This window comes from Thetidibacter halocola (assembly GCF_018224955.1).
GTDB lineage: Bacteria > Pseudomonadota > Alphaproteobacteria > Rhodobacterales > Rhodobacteraceae > Thetidibacter > Thetidibacter halocola.
The window spans coordinates 118343-136031 of sequence record NZ_JAGTUU010000006.1 but is presented as its reverse complement, the minus strand read 5'-3'; the positions used below and the strand labels follow the sequence as shown (position 1 = coordinate 136031).

At 67.2% G+C, this 17689-nt stretch carries 18 protein-coding genes; 10 read left to right on the top strand and 8 right to left on the bottom strand.

Annotated elements, in window-relative coordinates; translation table 11 throughout:
• Positions 1-4: 4 nt before the first annotated feature.
• Positions 5-418 (bottom strand): PaaI family thioesterase, encoded by a 414-nt coding sequence (locus tag KB874_RS15390; RefSeq protein ID WP_212537443.1) that lies wholly within the window; start codon positions 416-418, stop codon positions 5-7.
• Positions 419-567: 149 nt separating this feature from the next.
• On the opposite strand from KB874_RS15390, the gene KB874_RS15385 reads away from it, so the two are divergent.
• Positions 568-837, top strand: coding sequence for a hypothetical protein (locus KB874_RS15385; protein ID WP_212537442.1), 270 nt, complete (start codon positions 568-570; stop codon positions 835-837).
• A 6-nt stretch (positions 838-843) separates the two neighbouring features.
• Here the strand turns inward: KB874_RS15385 and pdeM are convergent, their stop codons facing one another.
• On the bottom strand, positions 844-1515 hold the full coding sequence (gene pdeM, locus KB874_RS15380; RefSeq protein ID WP_212537441.1) for a ligase-associated DNA damage response endonuclease PdeM: 672 nt from the start codon (positions 1513-1515) through the stop codon (positions 844-846).
• Between the two features lie 39 nt (positions 1516-1554).
• Positions 1555-2247, bottom strand: a complete 693-nt coding sequence (gene rpe, locus KB874_RS15375) for a ribulose-phosphate 3-epimerase (RefSeq protein ID WP_212537440.1) — start codon at positions 2245-2247, stop codon at positions 1555-1557.
• 121 nt (positions 2248-2368) lie between these two features.
• On the opposite strand from rpe, the gene xylB reads away from it, so the two are divergent.
• The gene (gene xylB / locus KB874_RS15370; protein ID WP_212537439.1) at positions 2369-3835 is read left to right on the top strand and encodes a xylulokinase; all 1467 of its coding nucleotides are present in this window, start codon (positions 2369-2371) and stop codon (positions 3833-3835) included.
• A 90-nt stretch (positions 3836-3925) separates the two neighbouring features.
• On the opposite strand, the gene KB874_RS23170 is transcribed toward xylB, so the two are convergent.
• The 3 genes from KB874_RS23170 to KB874_RS15355 all read right to left on the bottom strand — a co-directional run bounded on the left by KB874_RS23170 (position 3926) and on the right by KB874_RS15355 (position 9808).
• Positions 3926-7588: a beta strand repeat-containing protein gene (locus KB874_RS23170; RefSeq protein ID WP_212537438.1), complete on the bottom strand. Its 3663-nt coding sequence runs from the start codon at positions 7586-7588 to the stop codon at positions 3926-3928.
• 243 nt (positions 7589-7831) lie between these two features.
• Positions 7832-9076, bottom strand: a complete 1245-nt coding sequence (locus KB874_RS15360; RefSeq protein ID WP_212537437.1) for an AGE family epimerase/isomerase — start codon at positions 9074-9076, stop codon at positions 7832-7834.
• A gap of 105 nt (positions 9077-9181) precedes the next feature.
• Positions 9182-9808: a 50S ribosomal protein L25/general stress protein Ctc gene (locus tag KB874_RS15355; protein WP_212537436.1), complete on the bottom strand. Its 627-nt coding sequence runs from the start codon at positions 9806-9808 to the stop codon at positions 9182-9184.
• Between the two features lie 158 nt (positions 9809-9966).
• On the opposite strand from KB874_RS15355, the gene KB874_RS15350 reads away from it, so the two are divergent.
• On the top strand, positions 9967-11127 hold the full coding sequence (locus KB874_RS15350) for an MFS transporter (RefSeq protein ID WP_212537435.1): 1161 nt from the start codon (positions 9967-9969) through the stop codon (positions 11125-11127).
• A gap of 4 nt (positions 11128-11131) precedes the next feature.
• On the opposite strand, the gene KB874_RS15345 is transcribed toward KB874_RS15350, so the two are convergent.
• Positions 11132-12295: an alpha-hydroxy acid oxidase gene (locus KB874_RS15345; RefSeq protein WP_212537434.1), complete on the bottom strand. Its 1164-nt coding sequence runs from the start codon at positions 12293-12295 to the stop codon at positions 11132-11134.
• 238 nt (positions 12296-12533) lie between these two features.
• Here KB874_RS15345 and KB874_RS15340 point away from each other — a divergent pair, with 238 nt between their 5' ends.
• From KB874_RS15340 to KB874_RS15315, 6 genes are all read left to right on the top strand, one after another.
• Entirely contained in the window at positions 12534-12839 is a 306-nt protein-coding gene (locus KB874_RS15340) for a hypothetical protein (RefSeq protein WP_212537433.1), read from the top strand.
• A gap of 12 nt (positions 12840-12851) precedes the next feature.
• On the top strand, positions 12852-13061 hold the full coding sequence (locus KB874_RS15335; RefSeq protein WP_212537432.1) for a hypothetical protein: 210 nt from the start codon (positions 12852-12854) through the stop codon (positions 13059-13061).
• Positions 13062-13083: 22 nt separating this feature from the next.
• Positions 13084-13527 (top strand): MaoC family dehydratase, encoded by a 444-nt coding sequence (locus tag KB874_RS15330; RefSeq protein WP_249200537.1) that lies wholly within the window; start codon positions 13084-13086, stop codon positions 13525-13527.
• Positions 13524-14291: a ZIP family metal transporter gene (locus tag KB874_RS15325; RefSeq protein ID WP_212537431.1), complete on the top strand. Its 768-nt coding sequence runs from the start codon at positions 13524-13526 to the stop codon at positions 14289-14291. The genes KB874_RS15330 and KB874_RS15325 overlap by 4 nt, the downstream gene beginning before the upstream one ends.
• A 156-nt stretch (positions 14292-14447) precedes the next feature.
• Complete coding sequence (locus tag KB874_RS15320) at positions 14448-14867, top strand: c-type cytochrome (RefSeq protein ID WP_212537430.1); 420 nt, start codon at positions 14448-14450, stop codon at positions 14865-14867.
• 157 nt (positions 14868-15024) lie between these two features.
• Positions 15025-15912 (top strand): hypothetical protein, encoded by an 888-nt coding sequence (locus KB874_RS15315; protein WP_212537429.1) that lies wholly within the window; start codon positions 15025-15027, stop codon positions 15910-15912.
• Positions 15913-15920: 8 nt separating this feature from the next.
• Here the strand turns inward: KB874_RS15315 and trpA are convergent, their stop codons facing one another.
• Positions 15921-16712, bottom strand: coding sequence for a tryptophan synthase subunit alpha (gene trpA, locus KB874_RS15310; RefSeq protein WP_212537428.1), 792 nt, complete (start codon positions 16710-16712; stop codon positions 15921-15923).
• An 88-nt stretch (positions 16713-16800) separates the two neighbouring features.
• Here trpA and KB874_RS15305 point away from each other — a divergent pair, with 88 nt between their 5' ends.
• Positions 16801-17688, top strand: coding sequence for an NAD-dependent epimerase/dehydratase family protein (locus KB874_RS15305; RefSeq protein WP_212537427.1), 888 nt, complete (start codon positions 16801-16803; stop codon positions 17686-17688).
• The last annotated feature ends 1 nt before the right edge of the window (position 17689 follow it).

The window sequence follows — 17689 nt, the reverse complement described above, 5'->3', positions numbered from 1 at the left end:
CGTCTCACACCGGGACCGGGACCATGGTTCCGGTCAGCAGGGCGATCTGGCGCTCTTTGCCGTCAGATTCGGCAAAGACCTCGGCCAGCACCACGATCAGGCGACGCCCCGGTTTCACGACGCGGCCGCGCGCGATCAATTGCTCACCTGTGCCGGGCGACAGCAGGTTGATCTTCATTTCCGACGTCACCACCTCGGTGCCTTCGTCGAGCAGGCTCAGCGCCGCATAGCCCGCCGCGCTGTCGCCGATGGCGAAGGTCAGGGCGGCATGGGCGAACCCTTGCTGCTGACCGGTCTCGGGGCGGATCGGCGCCGCGATCTCGACCGCGCCGGGGCTGACAGACAGGATCCGCGCGCCCATCGTGGTCATCATGCCCTGGCGGGCAAAGCTCTGCCGGATGCGCTGGTCCATGTCCATGAGCGGAAGCTAGCGCGCGCCGCGGGGCGCCGTCCAGCACCCTCTTGCGCGGCGCCATGGGCATGCCAATATCTCGACTGCGGCACGCGACTCAGTTGGCTCCGGCCGAGGGCGGACGGGGGAGATCGCAGCGCCGGTCGGAGCATTCCATGTATATCCTGGGCGGCGTTGTCGCCATTCTGCTGGCTGCGGTCATCTATGGCGCGGCCTATACTCTTTATCATCGACAGACCTCCCCGCAATGGGCGCGGGGCCAGCTGTTCGCCTCCGTGGCGAGCCTGCTGATGGTCGGGCTTGGACCGGTGGGCGCGGGCTTCATCGTTCTTGGACTGAGCGAGCCCATCACTCCGGCCTCCTGGGCGGGGATCGCCTGTCTGGTGGCAGTGCCGCTGCTGCTCTGGCAGGTGCGCCGCGGCTGAGCCGGATCACCCCGCCTCGGCGCGCGGCATCGGGATCGCCACCGGCCGCGCGCCCGTCAGGATCGCGAGGGCATTTTCGCCCATGAGCCCAGACAGAACCGCCGACCGGGTGCAGAGCCCGCCGGTATAGGCGCCAAAGGCCGGCAGGATCAGCCGACCCTCATCCACCAGAAAGCAGGGGCGGGACAGAACCCGCCCCCGTGCTGCCAGCCGGGCCTTGGGATGGTAATGGCCCGAAACCTCGCCCCCTGGCTCGGTCGCGATGTGGCGAAAGACGAGCGGACCCAACCGCAAAGCGGCGCGATGCGCGCCCCCCAGCGCGACGGGCCCCGGATCGTGATTGCCTTCGATCCAGGTCCAGTCCCGGCCCGCCATCATCCGCGACAGCCACAGCAGATCGTCCTCGGGCAGCGCCGTTTCCACGTCCGGCGCGTCGAAACTGTCGCCAAGGCAGATCACCCGCACGGCGCCTGTCGCCTCGAGATCGGAGGACAGCCGCGCCAGCGTTTCGCGCGTCTCGTAGGGCGGCAGCTGCGCTCCGCCCACGGCAGACAGCCGCGCGGATTTTCCCAGGTGCAGGTCCGACACGACAAGAAGGCGCTGGTCAGGCCAGTGCAGTGCGCCCGAGGGCAGCGCCTCGAGCAGGGCGCCGGCAAAGCGGAATGGGTGCATGTTCATGCCCTGTTCCTGCCCTGCCGCGGGCTGCTGCGCAAGGGGTCAGTCGGCGCGCGCCCCTTCGGCGGCGGCGCGGATCGCCCGGATGTTGTCGCCGTAGGGTGCAGGATTGTCCACCGACCCGCCCCGGAACACCGCCGATCCGGCAACCAGCACGTCGGCCCCCGCCGCCGCCACCAGTGGCGCGGTCACAGGATCGACCCCGCCGTCGATCTCGATATGGATGGGGCGGTCGCCGATCATCCGGCGCAGCGCGCGCACCTTGCCGGTCATGTCGAGGAACTTCTGCCCGCCGAAGCCGGGGTTCACCGTCATCACGCAAACGAGGTCCGCTAGGTCCAGCAGGTGGGCAACCGACTCGGCCGGCGTGCCGGGGTTCAGCGCCACGCCTGCCTTCATCCCCGCGCCCCGGATCGCCTGGAGCGTGCGGTGGATATGCGGCCCGGCCTCGAGATGGGCGGTCAGGATGTCGGCGCCGGCCTCGGCATAGGCGTCGATATAGGGGTCTACCGGCGCGATCATCAGGTGGACGTCCATCACGGTACTGACGTGCTTGCGGAACGCCTTCACCGCCGGCGGGCCAAAGGTGAGGTTGGGCACGAAATGTCCGTCCATGACGTCGACATGGACCCAGTCGGCGCCCTGCGCCTCGATGGCCCGGATCTCGCGGCCGAAATCGGCGAAATCGGCGGAGAGGATCGACGGGGCGATCCTGATGGAACGGTCGAAGGTCATGGGGAGCTCCTTCCTTCTGGGACTGCGCGCCTTCTGCCCGCAATCGTCCGACGCGGCAAGCCTTGCACCATGCACGAACCCCGTGCGATGCCATTTGTGAGCGCAAACAAGGGGGGCCGGCATGAGCTATCTGGGGATCGATCTGGGCACGTCCGGGCTGCGCGCCCTGCTGGTAGACGACGAGGGGCGGCCTCTTGGGTCGGCCGAGGCGCATTATCCCGTGGCCAATCCGCATCCGGGTTGGTCCGAACAGGATCCCGCCCAATGGATCGTCGCGCTGCACGAGGCGGTGGACGCGCTGCGCGACGGTCACCCGGAACTTGTCACGCTGCGCGGGATCGGTGTCGCTGGACACATGCATGGCGCAACGCTGCTGGACAGGGCGGGCAAGGTGCTGCGCCCCTGCATCCTGTGGAACGACACGCGGTCCGCGCGCGAGGCTGCGGCGCTGGACGCGCTGCCGGGCGTGCGCGAAGCCTCGGGCAACATCGTCTTTCCCGGTTTCACCGCGCCCAAGCTGCTCTGGGTCGAGACGCACGAGCCCCAGATCTTTGCCCGCATCGCGCGGGTTCTGCTGCCTGCCGCCTATCTGAACCTTTACCTGACGGGAGAGGCGGTGGCCGACATGTCCGACAGCGCAGGGACTGCCTGGCTCGACACCGGCGCGCGGGACTGGTCCGATGCCCTGCTCGCGGCCGGGCACATGCGCCCCGACCAGATGCCGCGCCTTGTCGAAGGCAGCGCCGCCGCTGGCCAGTTGCGGCAGAGCCTTGCCTCGGACTGGGGGCTCTCCGGGCCGGTCACCGTGGCCGGGGGCGCGGGCGACAACGCGGCTGCGGCCTGCGGCATCGGCGCGCTGGCCGAGGGGCAGGGCTTCGTCTCGCTGGGCACGTCGGGCGTGGTGCTGGCGGCGCGTGACGGCTATGCGCCCGATCCGGCAACGGCGGTGCATACCTTCTGCCACGCGGTGCCGGGGCGCTGGTACCAGATGGGGGTCATGCTGTCGGCCACCGACAGTCTGAACTGGCTGGGCCGGATCACCGGAGAGAGCCCGGCGGCGCTGGCCTCGGCCCTGGGGGACAGGGCGCAGGCACCCGGCACTGTGCGTTTCTTTCCCTACCTGTCGGGCGAGAGGACGCCTCATAACGACGCCGACCTGCGCGGCGCCTTTGCCGGGATGGCCACGGCGACGGATCGCGCCGCCCTGACCCGTGCCGTGCTCGAGGGCGTCGCCTATGGGTTGGCCGACAGTTTCCTCGCGCTGGGCGCAACGGGGGCGCGGTTCGACAGCCTCATGGCGATCGGCGGCGGCGCACGCTCGCGCTACTGGCTGGAGTTGATCGCGACGCTGGTGGGTCGCCCGCTGACCCTGCCCGGCGATGGCGAGTTCGGTGCGGCGCTGGGTGCGGCGCGGCTGGGCATGGCGGCGGCGACCGGCGAGGCGGTGGAAACCCTGATGACCCCGCCGCCCGTGGTGGCCGAAATCGACCCGCGCGCGGATCTGCGGCAGGCGCTGACCGAGGGGCACGCGGCCTTTCGCGCGGCCATCCCGGCGGTCCGGGCGCTGGGGCTGGGTGGATCTGCCTGATCCGGTTGCTCGCGGATCGGCCAACCATTCAGGTGAAACGGAAAGGGCCCGCGCGGCGGCGCGGGCCCGACCCTTGTCATGCGGTGCCGATCAGGCGAACAGGAAGTCGTCCGAGTCCAGTGTGCCGGTCGAGACGCCGATCAGGGTCAGCGTGCCATTGCCCGCAAGGTCGACCTGCTGGAGCGAGCCGCTGATCGGCGTGATCGTCAGGTCGGCAAAGGTCACCGCCAGCCCGTCGTTCAGGCCGCCGACCACCAGAAGGCCCGACAGGTCGATCGTGTCGATGTTCACCTCGAAGTCCTGGATCGATTCCGCGTTGGGCACGTCGCCGGTCTGGAACACGAAGGTGTCCGCGCCCGCGCCGCCGGTGAAGTTGTCGCTGCCCGTCCCGCCATAGAGCGTGTCGTTGCCGCTGTCGCCGTAGAGCTTGTCGTTGTTGGCGTCGCCATACAGCACGTCGTCCTCGGACCCGCCGTAGAGCGTGTCGTTGAAGGCGCCGCCATACAGCGTGTCGTTGCCGCCCTGACCGAACAGCGTGTCGTTGTCGGCGCCGCCGTAGATCAAGTCGTCACCCAGACCACCGCCCAGGCTGTCGCGGCCCTCGTCACCGTAGATCGTGTCGTTGCCGTCCAGACCGCTGAGCGTGTCGTTGCCGGTGCGGCCGACCATTGCCTCGGGGCCACTGGTGCCCTCGATGCTGTCGTCGCCCGTCGTGCCGTAGATCGTCCGGGTCGAAGCGAAGATGAAGTCCCCGGCCTGCATGTCGGCAGAAGTCTGACCCATCAGTGTCATGCTCGAGCCGTCATCGGAGGAAATCACCACGAAACCCGCGCCATCGGTGATGGTCAGCTGCGAGATGTCCGTGATGCCGATCTGCGACACGTCGACGAAGTCGATCAGCAGGCCGCCATCTTCGAAATCGGTGACGGTGTCGTTGCCGCTGCCCAGCGACATGACGAACACGTCGTTGCCAGAGCCGCCTTCAAGCACGTCGTCGCCTTCGCCGCCATCCAGCGTGTCGTTGCCGATTCCGCCCACGAGGCTGTCGGCATCCGCGCCACCATGGATCAGGTCGTCACCCTCATCGCCGTCCAGCGTGTCGGCGCCTGCGCCGCCCTCGAGCACGTCGTTGCCGCCCTCGCCCTCGACCACGTCCGCGCCGTCGCCGCCCAGCAGGGTGTCGCCGGCCGCCGTGCCGATCACGGTGTCGTCGCCTTCGCCGCCATCGGCCCAGCTGGCCGTCGGTGTTCCGTCGTAGCCCACGATGTCGTCGATCAGGTCGTTGCCTGCGCCGCCATAGACGCTGTCGGCCCCGTCACCGTAGTAGATCGTGTCGTTGCCATCACCGCCGTCGATCGTGTCGGCACCGCTGCCGCCCAGGATCGAGTCGTCGCCGACACCACCCATCAAGCTGTCGTCGCCGTCCTCGCCCTCGATCATGTCGTTGCCGGCGCCACCGTTGATCGTGTCGCCCTCGGTGCCACCGTAGATCGCGTCATCATCCGCGCCGCCATCGATCGAGTCGGTGCCCGCGCCGCCATACATCACGTCGCTGCCGTTCTCGCCGCTCATCACGTCCGCGCCATCACCGCCGAACATCGTGTCATCGCCGGCCGTACCGTTGATCGTGTCGTCGCCGGTTCCGCCATCGGCATAGGACCCGGTCAGCGTCGCGTTCACACCCGCCGCGTCGTCGATCAGGTCGTTACCCGCGCCGCCATAAACGGTGTCGGACCCCTCGCCGTGATAGATGACGTCGTTGTCGTCGCCGCCATAGACGATGTCGTTGCCCTCTCCGGCATGGATCGTGTCGTCGCCGCCCTCGCCGGACAGGCTGTCGTTGCCGTCCTCGCCATGCAGCATGTCGTTGCCGTCGCCGCCGAGGATCGTGTCGCTGCCGAGACCGCCGTTCAGGCTGTCGTCATCGGCGCCACCGTCGATGAAGTCGTTGCCGCCCTGGCCCTCGATCGTATCGAGGCCGAGACCGCCATAGATCATGTCGTTGCCGTTGCCGCCGCGACCCAGGTCATTGCCCGTCTCGAGGCCGGCCTCGTCGTCGAGATACATCGTATCGGCGCCATCGCCGCCAAAGACCTGGTCGTTGCCCGCGCCGCCGATCACGGTGTCATTCTGGGCATCGCCATAGAGCGTGTCGTTGCCTTCGCCGCCATCGACAAGGTCGAGCCCGTTGCCGCCGAAGACCAGGTCGTCGCCGGTGCCGCCATAGAGGCCGCCCACGACCACGCTCAGGTCTTCCAACGTCTGGGTCGAGTCGTCGCCGTCGCCGCCATAGATCGTGTCGTTGTCCGCCCCGCCGTTCAGCAGGTCGGCCCAGGCTCCGCCAAAGATCGTGTCGTTGCCGGCAAAGCCATAGATCGTGTCGCGGCCGACATCGTCGATCAGCAGGTCGTTGCCCGCGCCGCCCGAGATGTCGTCGGCGCCCTTGCCGCCGTTGATCGTGTCGTTGCCCGCGCCGCCGACCAGCGAATCGTTGCCGTCGCCGCCGATGATGTCATCGTCGCCGTCCCCGGCAAACACCGTATCAGAGCCATTCGAGGCGTTGATGAAGTCGTTGCCATCGCCCGCGTTGATGAAATCGTCGCCACCGCCGGATAGGATCGAGTCCATCCCAGCGCCGCCCATCATCGTGTCGAAGCCGGAGCCGCCCTTCATCGTGTCGTTGCCATCACCACCGTCGAGATAGTCATGCGCGCCGCCGCCGATCATCGAGTCGTCGCCAAGCCCGCCGATCATCGAGTCGGCGCCAGCCTGACCGTCGATCGTATCGTTGCCGTCGCTGCCGGTGATGGTGTCGGCGTCGTCGCCGCCGGTCACCAGCGCGGCTTCGGCGCCGCTGGCATCGATCACGTCAAAGCCCTCGCCGCCATGCAGCGTATCGCCGCCGCCGCCGCCGATGATCGTGTCGTCGCCATTGCCGCCGAACAGCAGGTCGGCGCCCAGGCCGCCCAGGATCGAGTCGAGGCCGCCGCCGCCGTAGACGGTATCGTTGCCTTCGCCGGCGTCGATGACGTCATGACCCCAGTCGCCGCCGATCACGTCACTGCCCAGACCGCCCAGCAGCGTGTCGTCATTTGCACCGCCGACCAGCGAGTCGTCGCCGTCGCCGCCGTCGAGATAGTCGTTGCCCGCGCCGCCGTTCAGGGTGTCCGCACCGGAATCGCCCAGGATGGTGTCGTCGCCGTCGCCGGTGGTGATGGCGTCGTCGCCGCTGTGTGCTTCGACGTAAAGGCCCGTGGAGCTCGCGCTCATGTCGATCGAGTCGGCATATCCGGTGCCGACAAGGCCCTCGATCCCCGCGAAGGTGCCGGAAGCGGTGCCAAACGCAAGACTGCCGGCCCCGTCGCCGGTGCCCGTCACGCTGACGCCGGCAAACCCGGCCCAGTTCTGGAATTCGACGATGTCGAAGTTGCTGCCGGTGTCTCCGCCGATCAGGGTCAGCGCGCCCTGGTTGTCGGATGCGATCATCAGGTCGCTTCCCTCGCCTCCGTCCAGGGTTGCCGCGTCGCCGAGTGAGCCATCCAGCGTGTCGTCACCGTCGCCGCCATAGATGGTATCGATGCCGTCGCCGCCGTTGAGGCTATCGTCGCCGGCATCGCCGTTGATCTCGTCGTCGCCTCCGCTGCCGTCGATAGTGTCGTTTTCGAGATCGCCGAAGATCTGCTCGTTGAGACTGGTGCCGATAATCGTGTCCGCGCCGATCGTTCCGAAGATGGTATCGTCAAAAGTGGGCATCGAATTCCCTTTCGCTGTCAGCCTGTTTCTGTGCAGGCAACCGGCCGGAGCGACCGGGACTGTCCCGCTTGACCGAAAGGGTTAAGCAATGAAAAAGGCGAAATAGGGCAGCATCCAAGGCGCGCGGGGATTGATGCAATGGCAAGATTGTGTCGCTAAATCGCGTCAGGGCCGCATTTCCGCCGTGATACGTCCGTGGCGCGGGCGCACGCCGGCGTTGCATGGCGCGGAAATCGGATCGCTTTAAGCGAGGATGCCACGCAGGCTTTCGGCCTGTCGGGACAGGCCGGGCGCCAGCGGCAGCAGCGCGGCCTGCACGGAATGGTAAATATCCGGTTTACCCCGGAACTGGGTCTCGGTGGGCCTGCCGTCCGAGTCGATCTCGGGGAACCAGCCGCCTTGATCCATGTCGATGAAATGCATCGCGGCAAAGCGCCAGGCACGGCGATACCAGGTCTCGTCGCTGTCGCGCGGGGCGGTTTTCAGCACGGCCGCCAACGCGCCGATCAGCTCTGTCATCGGCCACCAGTAGCGGTCGGCGATGGCGATGCGGCCGGTCCCGGCCTCGAGCGTGTAGGCCAGCCCGCCCTCGGGCAGCCAGGCGTCGGCCAGCGCCCGGTCCACCAGCGCGCGGGCCATGTCCGGTGCGCCGGTGTCGGGCCGTCCGGCGAGATCCCAGTGCTGCAAGGCCAGCCGCGCCCATTCGACGGAGTGGCCCGGCGTGGTGCCTGCGGGGCGGAACATCTTGTCGCCGTCATAGGTGGAGTCGATGCTCCAGTCGGCGTGGTAATGTTCCGGGACACGCCAGGCATGGTCCCGTGCCATGCGGTCGAGGAAGAAATCGAGGATGCCGCCTGCGCGGATCAGGAAGACCTCGCGCCCGGTGGCCTCGAAGGCGGCCAGCAGCGCCTCGACCCCATGCATGTTGGCGTTCATGCCGCGATACTCCGACAGCGGGGACCAGTTGCGCCGCCATTCGTCGCGGAACCTGGCCGCGTCCGTCTCCCAGAAATGCCTGTCCAGCACCGCCTCGGCATCGGCCAGCAGGCGATCGGCCCCGTCGTGCCCGGCAATGCGGGCGCTGGCGGCGGCCAGCAGGACGAAGACATGCCCGTAGGCCAGCTTGCGGTCGTCGCGTGGTTTGCCATCCGGAGCGACAGCCCAGAGATAGCCGCCATACACCGCGTCGCGATGGCCCTGCCACAGCAGGCGCATGCCCTGCTCGATCATCGCCGCGCTGCCCTGCACGCCCGCAAGATGCGCCAGAGCGTGGCTGTGCACCATGCGTGTCGTGGAATGCAGCGCCTGCGTGTCGTCGGGCAGGGGCATCCCGTCGCGGTCGAGATTGTAAAAGCCGCCGCCCGGCCGCAGCGCCCGGCGGAAAAAGGCGAACTGGCGCCGCGCCTCGACCCGCAGGAAGGCGCGATGCGTTCCATCCGCAAGCCATCGCGTAGCGGGATGATCGGGGCCGATCGTGTCAATTGTCATGCGCGTGCCTCCCGGTCCAAGCATATCCGCGCGGTCGGCCGCCGCAAAGAAAAAGGCCCCCGCCGCGCGGCGAGGGCCTCTGTCATTTCGGGAAAGGACCGAGGATCAATCCTCGTCGCCTTCCTCCACCTCTTCCTCGGTGTCGTCACCCGACGAACGCAGGCCCGACGGGGCCGAGACGTTGCAGATCACGAAGTCGCGGTCGATCGTCGTCTTGGTGCCCTCGGGCAGCGTCACGTCCGAAATGTGGATGATGTCGCCGATGTTCAGGCCGGTCAGATCGACCGTCACTTTCTCGGGGATGTCGCCAGCGGTCACGACCAGTTCGACCTCGGGCCGAACGACGGTCAGAACGCCGCCCTTCTTGAGGCCGGGGGCCGCGCCGTGGTTGACGAAGTCCACGGGGATGAACAGCGCCACTTTCGTGGTGCGGCGCAGTCGCATGAAGTCGACATGCGTCGGCAGGTCCTTGACCACGTCGCGCTGCACGTCGCGGCAGACCACGCGGACATCCTCGTGTCCTTCGACCTGAAGGTTGAACAGCGTCGACTTGAAGCGGCCCGCGCGCAGGCGCTTGAGCAGCGCGTTGAACGGGATGTTGATCGGAAGCGGCTCTTTCTCGCCACCGAAAACGATGCCCGGAACCATGCCATCACGGCGTGCCTGACGAGCGGCGCCCTTGCCTGTCCCCGTCCGTTCCAGGGCCTTGAGATCAGGAATCTCACCAGCCATTTGATATCTCCATCTGTAAGGGCAGGGTGCCTCCAAGGCTGTCACCCCGCATGAGGCTCGCGCGTTAAACCGGATCGCCCAGCGAGGCAAGTTGATTCGTCCCCAGGCGCCCCGAATCCGGCTGGACCACGGGCGGGCGCCGTGCCAAGGCTGCACGCATGTTGCGCGATCTCTATCTCTGCCGGGGGCCGGCGGCGGCCTTTGCCGCCATCGGGGTCTACTGGGGCGCCTTCGCGGCGCTGGTGCCGGTGCTCAAGCCGCAGGCGGGCCTGTCGGATGGCGCCTTTGGCCTGGCCATGCTGGTATCGACCTGTGGTGCCATAGCCGCGATGTGGACCGCCCCACGGGTCGAGGCCTGGCTGGGGCCGCGTGCGCTGCCGGTGCTCTGCGTCGTGATGGCGGCGGCGTTTCTGCTGCCCGGCCTGTCGGTTAACGGCGTCATGCTGGCGCTGACGATGATGGCGGCGGCGATGGCGTCAGGCACGCTGGACGTGGCGATGAACGCCCGCGTCTCGGTTCTGGAAACCGCGCGGGGCCGGTCGCTGATGAACCTCGCGCACGGGCTCTATTCCGTCGCCTATGGCATCTCGGCGCTGGTCACGGGCCTGTTGCGCGAGGCGGGGTGGAGCGCGTTTGCCGTCTTTGCCGTGCTGGGCCTCGTGGTGCTGGCGCTTGCGGCGCAGGCCGCGGCCGCACCGGTCCCCGACCCAGAGCGCGACGCCGCGGCGCCGCCGCCCGCGCCGCTGTCCTGGTATCTGCTGACGCCGCTGGGCCTGATCGTGCTGATCGGCTTTCTTGCCGAGCAGGGGACCGAGGGCTGGTCGGCGCTGCACCTGGAACGCACGCTGGGCGCGGGTGCTGCGCAGGGCGCGCTGGGCCCGGCGATCCTGGGTGTGACGATGGCGGTGGGACGTTTCTCGGGGCAGGCCATCGCGCATCGGTATTCCGAGTCCGCGGTGATCGGCGTGGCGTCGGTGCTCTGCGCGATGGGTGCCCTGGTCGCCGCCTGGGCGCCGGGAATCGCGGTGGCCTATGCGGGTTTTGCCATGCTGGGGCTGGGCGTTTCGGTCGTCGCGCCGATGGCCTTTGCCTGGGCCGGGCGGCTGGTGCCGGTCGAGCGCAAGGCGCTGGCGATCAGCCGGATCGCCGTGCTGGGCTATGCGGGCTTCTTCGTCGGCCCTCCGATCATGGGCGGGTTGTCGCAGCTGTTCGGATTGCAGGCGTCCTTCAGCGCGGTCGCGCTTCTGATGCTGGTCCTGCCGCTGGTGCTGGTGCCGCTGGTGGCACGGCAGGAGCGGGACTCGCGCGCCCCCGCCTGAGCCGTCAGGACCAGTCGCCGGCGAAGCCCTTGGGCACCATCAGGATGTCGCGGTCGACCGCCTTGATGTCGCGCCGGCCGCACAGGCCCATGGACATGTCCAGTTCCTTGTGGATGACCTCGAGCGACTTGGTGACGCCGGCCTGTCCCATCGCGCCCAGGCCATAGACCCAGGCCCGTCCGATCCAGGTGCCCTTGGCGCCCATCGCCACGGCCTTCAGCACGTCCTGGCCGCTGCGGATGCCGCTATCGATATGCACCTCGATCTTGTCGCCCACTGCCTCGACGATCGGTTCCAGCGCGCGGATCGAGCTGATCGCGCCATCCAGCTGCCGCCCGCCATGGTTCGACACGACGATGGCATCGGCGCCGACGTTGCAGGCCTCCAGCGCGTCGCGCGGATCCATGATGCCCTTGATGATCAGCGGGCCGTCCCACATCTTGCGGAACTGCCGGATGCGGTCCCAGTCCAGCGACTGGTCGAAGGCCTCGGCCGTCCAGGTGGACAGCGACGACGGATCAGTGACGCCCTTGGCATGGCCCACGATGTTGCCGAAGAAGCGCCGCTTGGTCGACAACATGCCCAGGCCCCACGGCACCTTGGTCATCATGTTGGCGACGCTGGCCGGGGTCAGCTTGGGCGGGGCGGACAGGCCGTTCTTGAGGTCCTTGTGTCGCTGGCCAAGCAGTTGCAGGTCCACCGTGATGACGGCGGCCGCGCATTTCGCCGCCTTCGCCCGGTCGAACAGGCGCTGCATGAAATCGTCGTCCTTCAGCGTGTAGACCTGCATCCAGAAGGGTTTCGACGTGTTCGAGGCCACGTCCTCGATCGAACAGATCGACATGGTGGACAGGGTGAACGGCACGCCGAACTTCTCGGCTGCGCGGGCGGCAAAGATCTCTCCGTCGTAATGCTGCATACCGGTCAGGCCCACCGGGGCCAGCGCCACCGGCATCGCCACGTCCTGTCCGATCATCTGCGTCTTCGTCGAGCGTCCGGCCATGTCCACCGCCACGCGCTGGCGCAGATAGATCTGGTCGAAGTCGCTGCTGTTCTCGCGGAAGGTCTGCTGCGTCCAGCTGCCGGATTCGCAATAGTCGTAGAACATCTTGGGGACCCGACGCTTGTAGATGCGCTTGAGGTCCTCGATCTCGGTGATCACAGGCATGCGGACTGTCCCCTTGGTCAAATTGGTTAGGTTCCCTTACCGATTCACGAGGATTCGGGCAATGCGACAGGATTGCGTCTGACACGGCCCGGTATCGTATCACGATGGTGCGATGGCGAACCAAAAGAGAGGCCGATAATTCCAAGATCCCAGGTTCTGGCACTGCCGGGCGGGGCGGCATGATCCTCGCTGTGGGCGGTGCCGGATTTGTCGCTGCGCGCACTCCCGCTCTTGACCGATGCGGCCGCACACGGGGAAGAAAATCGTCGATCTGCTGCGGATCGGCGTGGCCGAGGTGAACCCGATGCAGGTCTGGGCTGGCCACACGCGGGTCGCGGCGAGCGCAAGCCGGCTGCGGCTGAACCGTGCGACGACGGCGCGGGGCCTGTCGCTGCACCCGGTCAGCCGGGCGCTGCGGGAACGCCTCGCGATGGCCGGGCCCGACGCGCCTGGTGGCGGCACGGTTCAAATTCTCGGGCGGCTGGGCTATGGTCCCGATGTAGACCCGACGCCCTGTTGGCGGCTGGACGACGAGCTCATCTGACGGAACCCCGCCATGGCCCAGAAACCGCCGCCGCTTTTCAGGCTGTTCAACGAGATCGGGATCATCAACCAACTGGCCAGTGCGCCTTTCGCGAGTGGCCCACCGCCTCGGTCGGGCCTGCGATCGACTGCATCGAGGCGGCGCTCTCGGGCCGACGCGGTGCTGCCGCTGCTCGAGACCTTGCGCCGTTTCCTCGACCGTGACAGGGACTGGGACCTATGAACCTGGCAGGACAAGGCGACGCATGATGGCATTCGAGGATTTCCCTTTGGGGCACCGGTTCACCACCTCAACCGTGACCCTGACCGAAGAGGCGATCATCGCCTTTGCCCAGGCGAACGACCCGCAGCCCTTTCACCTCGACGCAGAGGCGGCAAAGGAGTCGCCGTATGGCGGGATCATCGCCAGCGGTTTCCAGACCATGATCGAGGCGTTCAAGCTGACGCTGGCCGAGGGCGGATGGGCCGATGCCTCGATGGGCAGTCCGGGGATGGAAGAGGTGCGCTGGATCCTGCCCGTCCGCCCCGGCGACACGCTGCATGTCGAAGCCGAGGTGCTGAAATCCACGGCTTCACGGTCAAAGCCCGACCGGGGCTTTACCGTGATCCGCTATGACGTGCTGAACCAGGCGGGCGAACGGGTCATGTCCTATACCTCGACCCACATGCTCCGCAGACGGGCTGCATGATCCTCTGGGGGCTGCTGGGCAGTCTCGCCGCGGGGTCGATGACCGCCGTCGGCGCGCTGCCGGTGGCCTTCGGGCGCAGCGTCTCGCCGCAGGCGCGCGACACGATGCTGGGCTTTGCGGCGGGTGTCATGCTGTCGGCATCGTTCTTTTCGCTGATCCTGCCGGGGCTGGAACGGGGTGCTGCGGTCTATGGCGGCGTGGTGGCCTCGGCGCTGCTGGCCGGTGCCGGGATCGCGGCCGGGGCGGCGATGGTGGCGGCGCTGAACCGCTGGCTGCCGCATGAGCATTTCATTACAGGCCCAGAGGGGGCCGACCCCGGAGCGCTGCCGCGGATCTGGCTGTTCGTCATCGCCATCACGATCCACAACTTTCCCGAAGGCATGGCGGTTGGCGTGGGCTTTGGCAGCGGCGACATCGGTCATGGGCTGTCGCTGGCAATCGGCATTGGCTTGCAGAACGCGCCCGAGGGGCTGGCGGTTGCGGTGGCCCTGCGCGGGCAGGGCTATTCCGCCGCCCGCGCCGTCTGGATCGCCACACTGACCGGGCTGGTCGAGCCCGTGGGCGGGGTGATCGGCGCGGCGGCTGTGACGGTCTCGGCCTACGCCTTGCCCTTCGGGCTGACCTTCGCGGCGGGGGCGATGCTGTATATCATCAGCCACGAGATCATTCCTGAAACCCATCGCCACGGCCATCAGGACCGCGCCACGACCGGCCTGATCGCCGGCCTGATCCTGATGCTGGTGCTGGACGTGACGCTGGGCTGACGGACGTGGAGCGCTGACCACGTCCGGACAACGGCTCAGGACTGTCGCCGGACAGACGACCTGCAATTGTCGCATGTGCTTGGCATGTTCTGTTGCTTGAACATGTGGGCTAGGCTCAAACCGGAAGCGCGCTGAATTCGTCCGATGGAGGAATGCATGTTTGCGACGACAAGGATCGGTTTCGCGGGTCTGTTTGGCCTCGTGACCGCGACGACGCCAGCGATGGCGCAGGATTTCACCTACGGCCAGGCGCTGTTCGAAAGGAACTGTTCGGTCTGCCATGGTTCGGACGGCGCGGGCGGTGGACCCGTGGCCCAACTCCTGACCGAGCGGCCAAAGAACCTCAAGCTCCTCGCCAAGGAGAACAACAACGTTTTCCCGTTCAGCGATGTCTACCAGTCCATCGACGGACGTCGCGAGATCGCTGCGCATGGCAGCAAGCAGATGCCGATCTGGGGCAATCTGTTCGTGGCCGAGGCCTATCCATCCACTTTCCATCCGGGCGTCGGCGCCGAGGAGATCGTTCAGGCCCGGATCCTCGGGCTGGTCTACTACCTCCAGTCCATCCAGGAGTGACCCGTGGGGCGGGTCGGCGACTGTCAGGGGGCGCTCTGCCCCGCCGTGCCGATCCGCGCAGTGCGCGGCTGTTGATGCCGAGTGAAATGGTCATTCTGTCCCGATGAAGACCAAAAGGCTCCGTCGCCTCGCTCCGTTTCTGGCGGCGGCACTTCTGGTGTCGCCGTCGCGCGCGCTGGCCGACGTTCCGATCTTCTTCGTCTTCGCGTGGGTGCGCGTCGCGCTTTGGTGGACGATCCTTCTGGCCATCGGGATCGAGGCGCTGGCCCTGCACCTGCTGTTCGCGCTGACATGGCGGCGCGCACTCTGGGCGGCGGTGCTGGTCAATGTCGGCACGGCCGCGCTGGGATTCATCGCCTACCCTCTCGTCGGAACGCTGTCCTACCCGGCGCTCGCGCCCCTGGTGATGCAGACCTTCGGGACAGGCCAGATCGTCGAGATCGCGGCCTACTGCATCGCCGCCGCGATCATCGACACGCCGATCGAACTGGGCCTGCTGGCGTTGCTGTCGCGTGCTGCGGGCTATGGTGTGCGGATCGGCGGCAAGGCGGCGGCGGTCTTTTTCGTGGCCAACCTGCTCAGCGCGGCAGTGCTGTTCACGGCGATCCAGATCGGCCCGCGCCAGCACCCCGTCGATGCCGAAACGCGGCGTCTGCTGGACGGTCCGTTCAACGAGGAGGTGGCCCTTGTGGCCACGATCTTCGACGAACTGTCGCGGCATCGGGATGCCGAGGGCAACATCGACGAGGCATGGCGGGCGGCGCTGAAGGCACAGGCCGAAGGGCTGGACTTCGTGCAACTGGAAATCGCCACCGGTGGGCGGATCTACCCCATTGTCGCAATGCCGACGGGCGGGATCGGAACTGGGATGACCTTCACCTACGAAGACGACCGGTACGACGGTGCGGCGATGGTCACGCGCGGCACGGTGCAGCGATACGGCGCTAGCCCACCGGGCGCCCCGCGGGATGTCCTGCATTATCGGCTTTTTGCCGAGGATGCGGCACACCCTTATTCGGTACAGGCGATCCTGCCCTTTCCCTGATCGGCCCGTCAGGCCGCGTGCGCGCCGTCCGACAGGGATTTGACGAAGGCCAGGATCTCGTCCACCGGCTTGCCGGCGGCGACCTGGGACACGATGGCCGAGCCCACGACGCAACCGTCTGCGACGCTGGCGATGGCGCGCGCCGTCTCGGGCGTCTTGACGCCAAAGCCCACGATGATCGGCAGGTCGGTCTGCGCCTTCATCCGGGCGACCTCGGGGCCGACGTCGCCTGCCTGCGCCTCGGCCGCGCCGGTGATCCCGGTGATCGAGACGTAATAGACGAAGCCCGAGGTGTTCGTCAGCACCTTGGGCAGGCGCTTGTCATCGGTGGTGGGGGTTGCGAGCCGGATGAAGTTCAGCCCGGCCGCCTGCGCCGGGATGCAGAGTTCCTCATCCTCTTCGGGCGGCAGGTCAACCACGATCAACCCGTCGATCCCGACCTCTTGCGCATCCGCCAGGAACCTGTCGACACCGCGGTTGTAGATCGGGTTGTAGTAACCCATCAGCACGATCGGCGTGTCCGCGTCGTCCTTGCGGAAGGTGCGGACCATGTCCAGCGTCTTCTGCAGGGTCATCCCGGCCTCGAGCGCGCGCTGGCCGGCCAGCTGGATCGTCGGGCCGTCCGCCATCGGATCGGTGAAGGGCACGCCCAGCTCGATGATGTCGACGCCCGCCGCCGGAAGCCCCTTCATCACCGCAAGCGATGTGTCCAGATCGGGGTCGCCCGCCATGATGTAGCTGACGAAGGCCTTCTTTCCTTCGGCGCGCAGCTTTGCGAAGGTGGCGTCGATACGTGTCATGGCTGCGTCTTCCCCCCTTGGAACCTCTGGCTCTGTTGCCGCATTGGGCGGGGGAAATCAATGGCGCGCGACAAGAAGGAGAGAAACCATGCGGATTGCATTCACGGGTGGCAGCGGCAAGGCGGGGCGGCATATCCTGCCGATGCTGGCCGCACAGGGGCACACGGTGCTGAACCTCGACCTGGTGCCGTTGCACGCCGATGGCGTCGACAACCTGATCGTCGACCTGACCGATCCGGGGCAGGTGTTCAGCGCGATGTCGGGCTATGCGAACTTCCGAGAGCTGGAGCCGGGCAAGGGCGTGCCGAAATTCGACGCCGTGGTGCATTTCGCGGCCCTCGCGCGCATCCTGATCCAGCCCGATTGCGAGACCTTTCGCGTCAACACCGTCTCGACCTACAACGTCATGGAAGCAGCGGTAAAGCTGGGCATCCCAAAGGTGATCTTCGCCAGTTCCGAGACCACCTATGGCATCTGCTTTGCCGATGGCGAGGTGAAGCCCGACTACATCCCGGTGGATGAGGAACACCCGACCGTTCCCCACGACGCCTACGCCATGTCCAAGGTCGCCAACGAGGTCACGGGGCGGTCCTTCCAGGCGCGGTCGGGCATCGACATCTACGGGTTGCGGATCAATAACGTGATCGAGCCCGAGGAATACACCACCGCCTTTCCCGCCTTCATGGCCGACCCGGCGCTGCGGCGGCGCAATATCTTTGCCTATATCGACGTGCGCGATCTCGGCCAAATGGTGGAATGCTGCCTGGCCACGGACGGGTTGGGATACGAGGTGTTCAACGTCTCGAACGACGACCTTTCGGTAGGCATCTCCAACGACGAGGTGCGTGCGCGCTTTTATGACGGCGTCCCGGTCAAGCGCGAGATGACCGGCAACGGCACGATGTATTGCAACCGTAAGGCCAAGGCGATGCTGGGCTTTCAGCCGCGGTTTTCGTGGCGCGACGTGCTGGGCTGAC

Bases quoted from the DNA above. Each gene is read 5' to 3' on its own strand.
- KB874_RS23170 (WP_212537438.1), bottom strand. From the start codon at position 7,588: ATGCCCACTTTTGACGATACCATCTTCGGAACGATCGGCGCGGACACG.
- KB874_RS15355 (WP_212537436.1), bottom strand. From the start codon at position 9,808: ATGGCTGGTGAGATTCCTGATCTCAAGGCCCTGGAACGGACGGGGACA.
- KB874_RS15340 (WP_212537433.1), top strand. From the start codon at position 12,534: ATGCGGCCGCACACGGGGAAGAAAATCGTCGATCTGCTGCGGATCGGC.
- KB874_RS15325 (WP_212537431.1), top strand. From the start codon at position 13,524: ATGATCCTCTGGGGGCTGCTGGGCAGTCTCGCCGCGGGGTCGATGACC.
- KB874_RS15320 (WP_212537430.1), top strand. From the start codon at position 14,448: ATGTTTGCGACGACAAGGATCGGTTTCGCGGGTCTGTTTGGCCTCGTG.
- xylB (WP_212537439.1), top strand. From the start codon at position 2,369: ATGAGCTATCTGGGGATCGATCTGGGCACGTCCGGGCTGCGCGCCCTG.
- KB874_RS15345 (WP_212537434.1), bottom strand. From the start codon at position 12,295: ATGCCTGTGATCACCGAGATCGAGGACCTCAAGCGCATCTACAAGCGT.
- KB874_RS15305 (WP_212537427.1), top strand. From the start codon at position 16,801: ATGCGGATTGCATTCACGGGTGGCAGCGGCAAGGCGGGGCGGCATATC.
- pdeM (WP_212537441.1), bottom strand. From the start codon at position 1,515: ATGAACATGCACCCATTCCGCTTTGCCGGCGCCCTGCTCGAGGCGCTG.
- KB874_RS15335 (WP_212537432.1), top strand. From the start codon at position 12,852: ATGGCCCAGAAACCGCCGCCGCTTTTCAGGCTGTTCAACGAGATCGGG.
- KB874_RS15350 (WP_212537435.1), top strand. From the start codon at position 9,967: ATGTTGCGCGATCTCTATCTCTGCCGGGGGCCGGCGGCGGCCTTTGCC.
- KB874_RS15330 (WP_249200537.1), top strand. From the start codon at position 13,084: ATGATGGCATTCGAGGATTTCCCTTTGGGGCACCGGTTCACCACCTCA.
- KB874_RS15360 (WP_212537437.1), bottom strand. From the start codon at position 9,076: ATGACAATTGACACGATCGGCCCCGATCATCCCGCTACGCGATGGCTT.
- KB874_RS15385 (WP_212537442.1), top strand. From the start codon at position 568: ATGTATATCCTGGGCGGCGTTGTCGCCATTCTGCTGGCTGCGGTCATC.
- KB874_RS15390 (WP_212537443.1), bottom strand. From the start codon at position 418: ATGGACATGGACCAGCGCATCCGGCAGAGCTTTGCCCGCCAGGGCATG.
- rpe (WP_212537440.1), bottom strand. From the start codon at position 2,247: ATGACCTTCGACCGTTCCATCAGGATCGCCCCGTCGATCCTCTCCGCC.
- trpA (WP_212537428.1), bottom strand. From the start codon at position 16,712: ATGACACGTATCGACGCCACCTTCGCAAAGCTGCGCGCCGAAGGAAAG.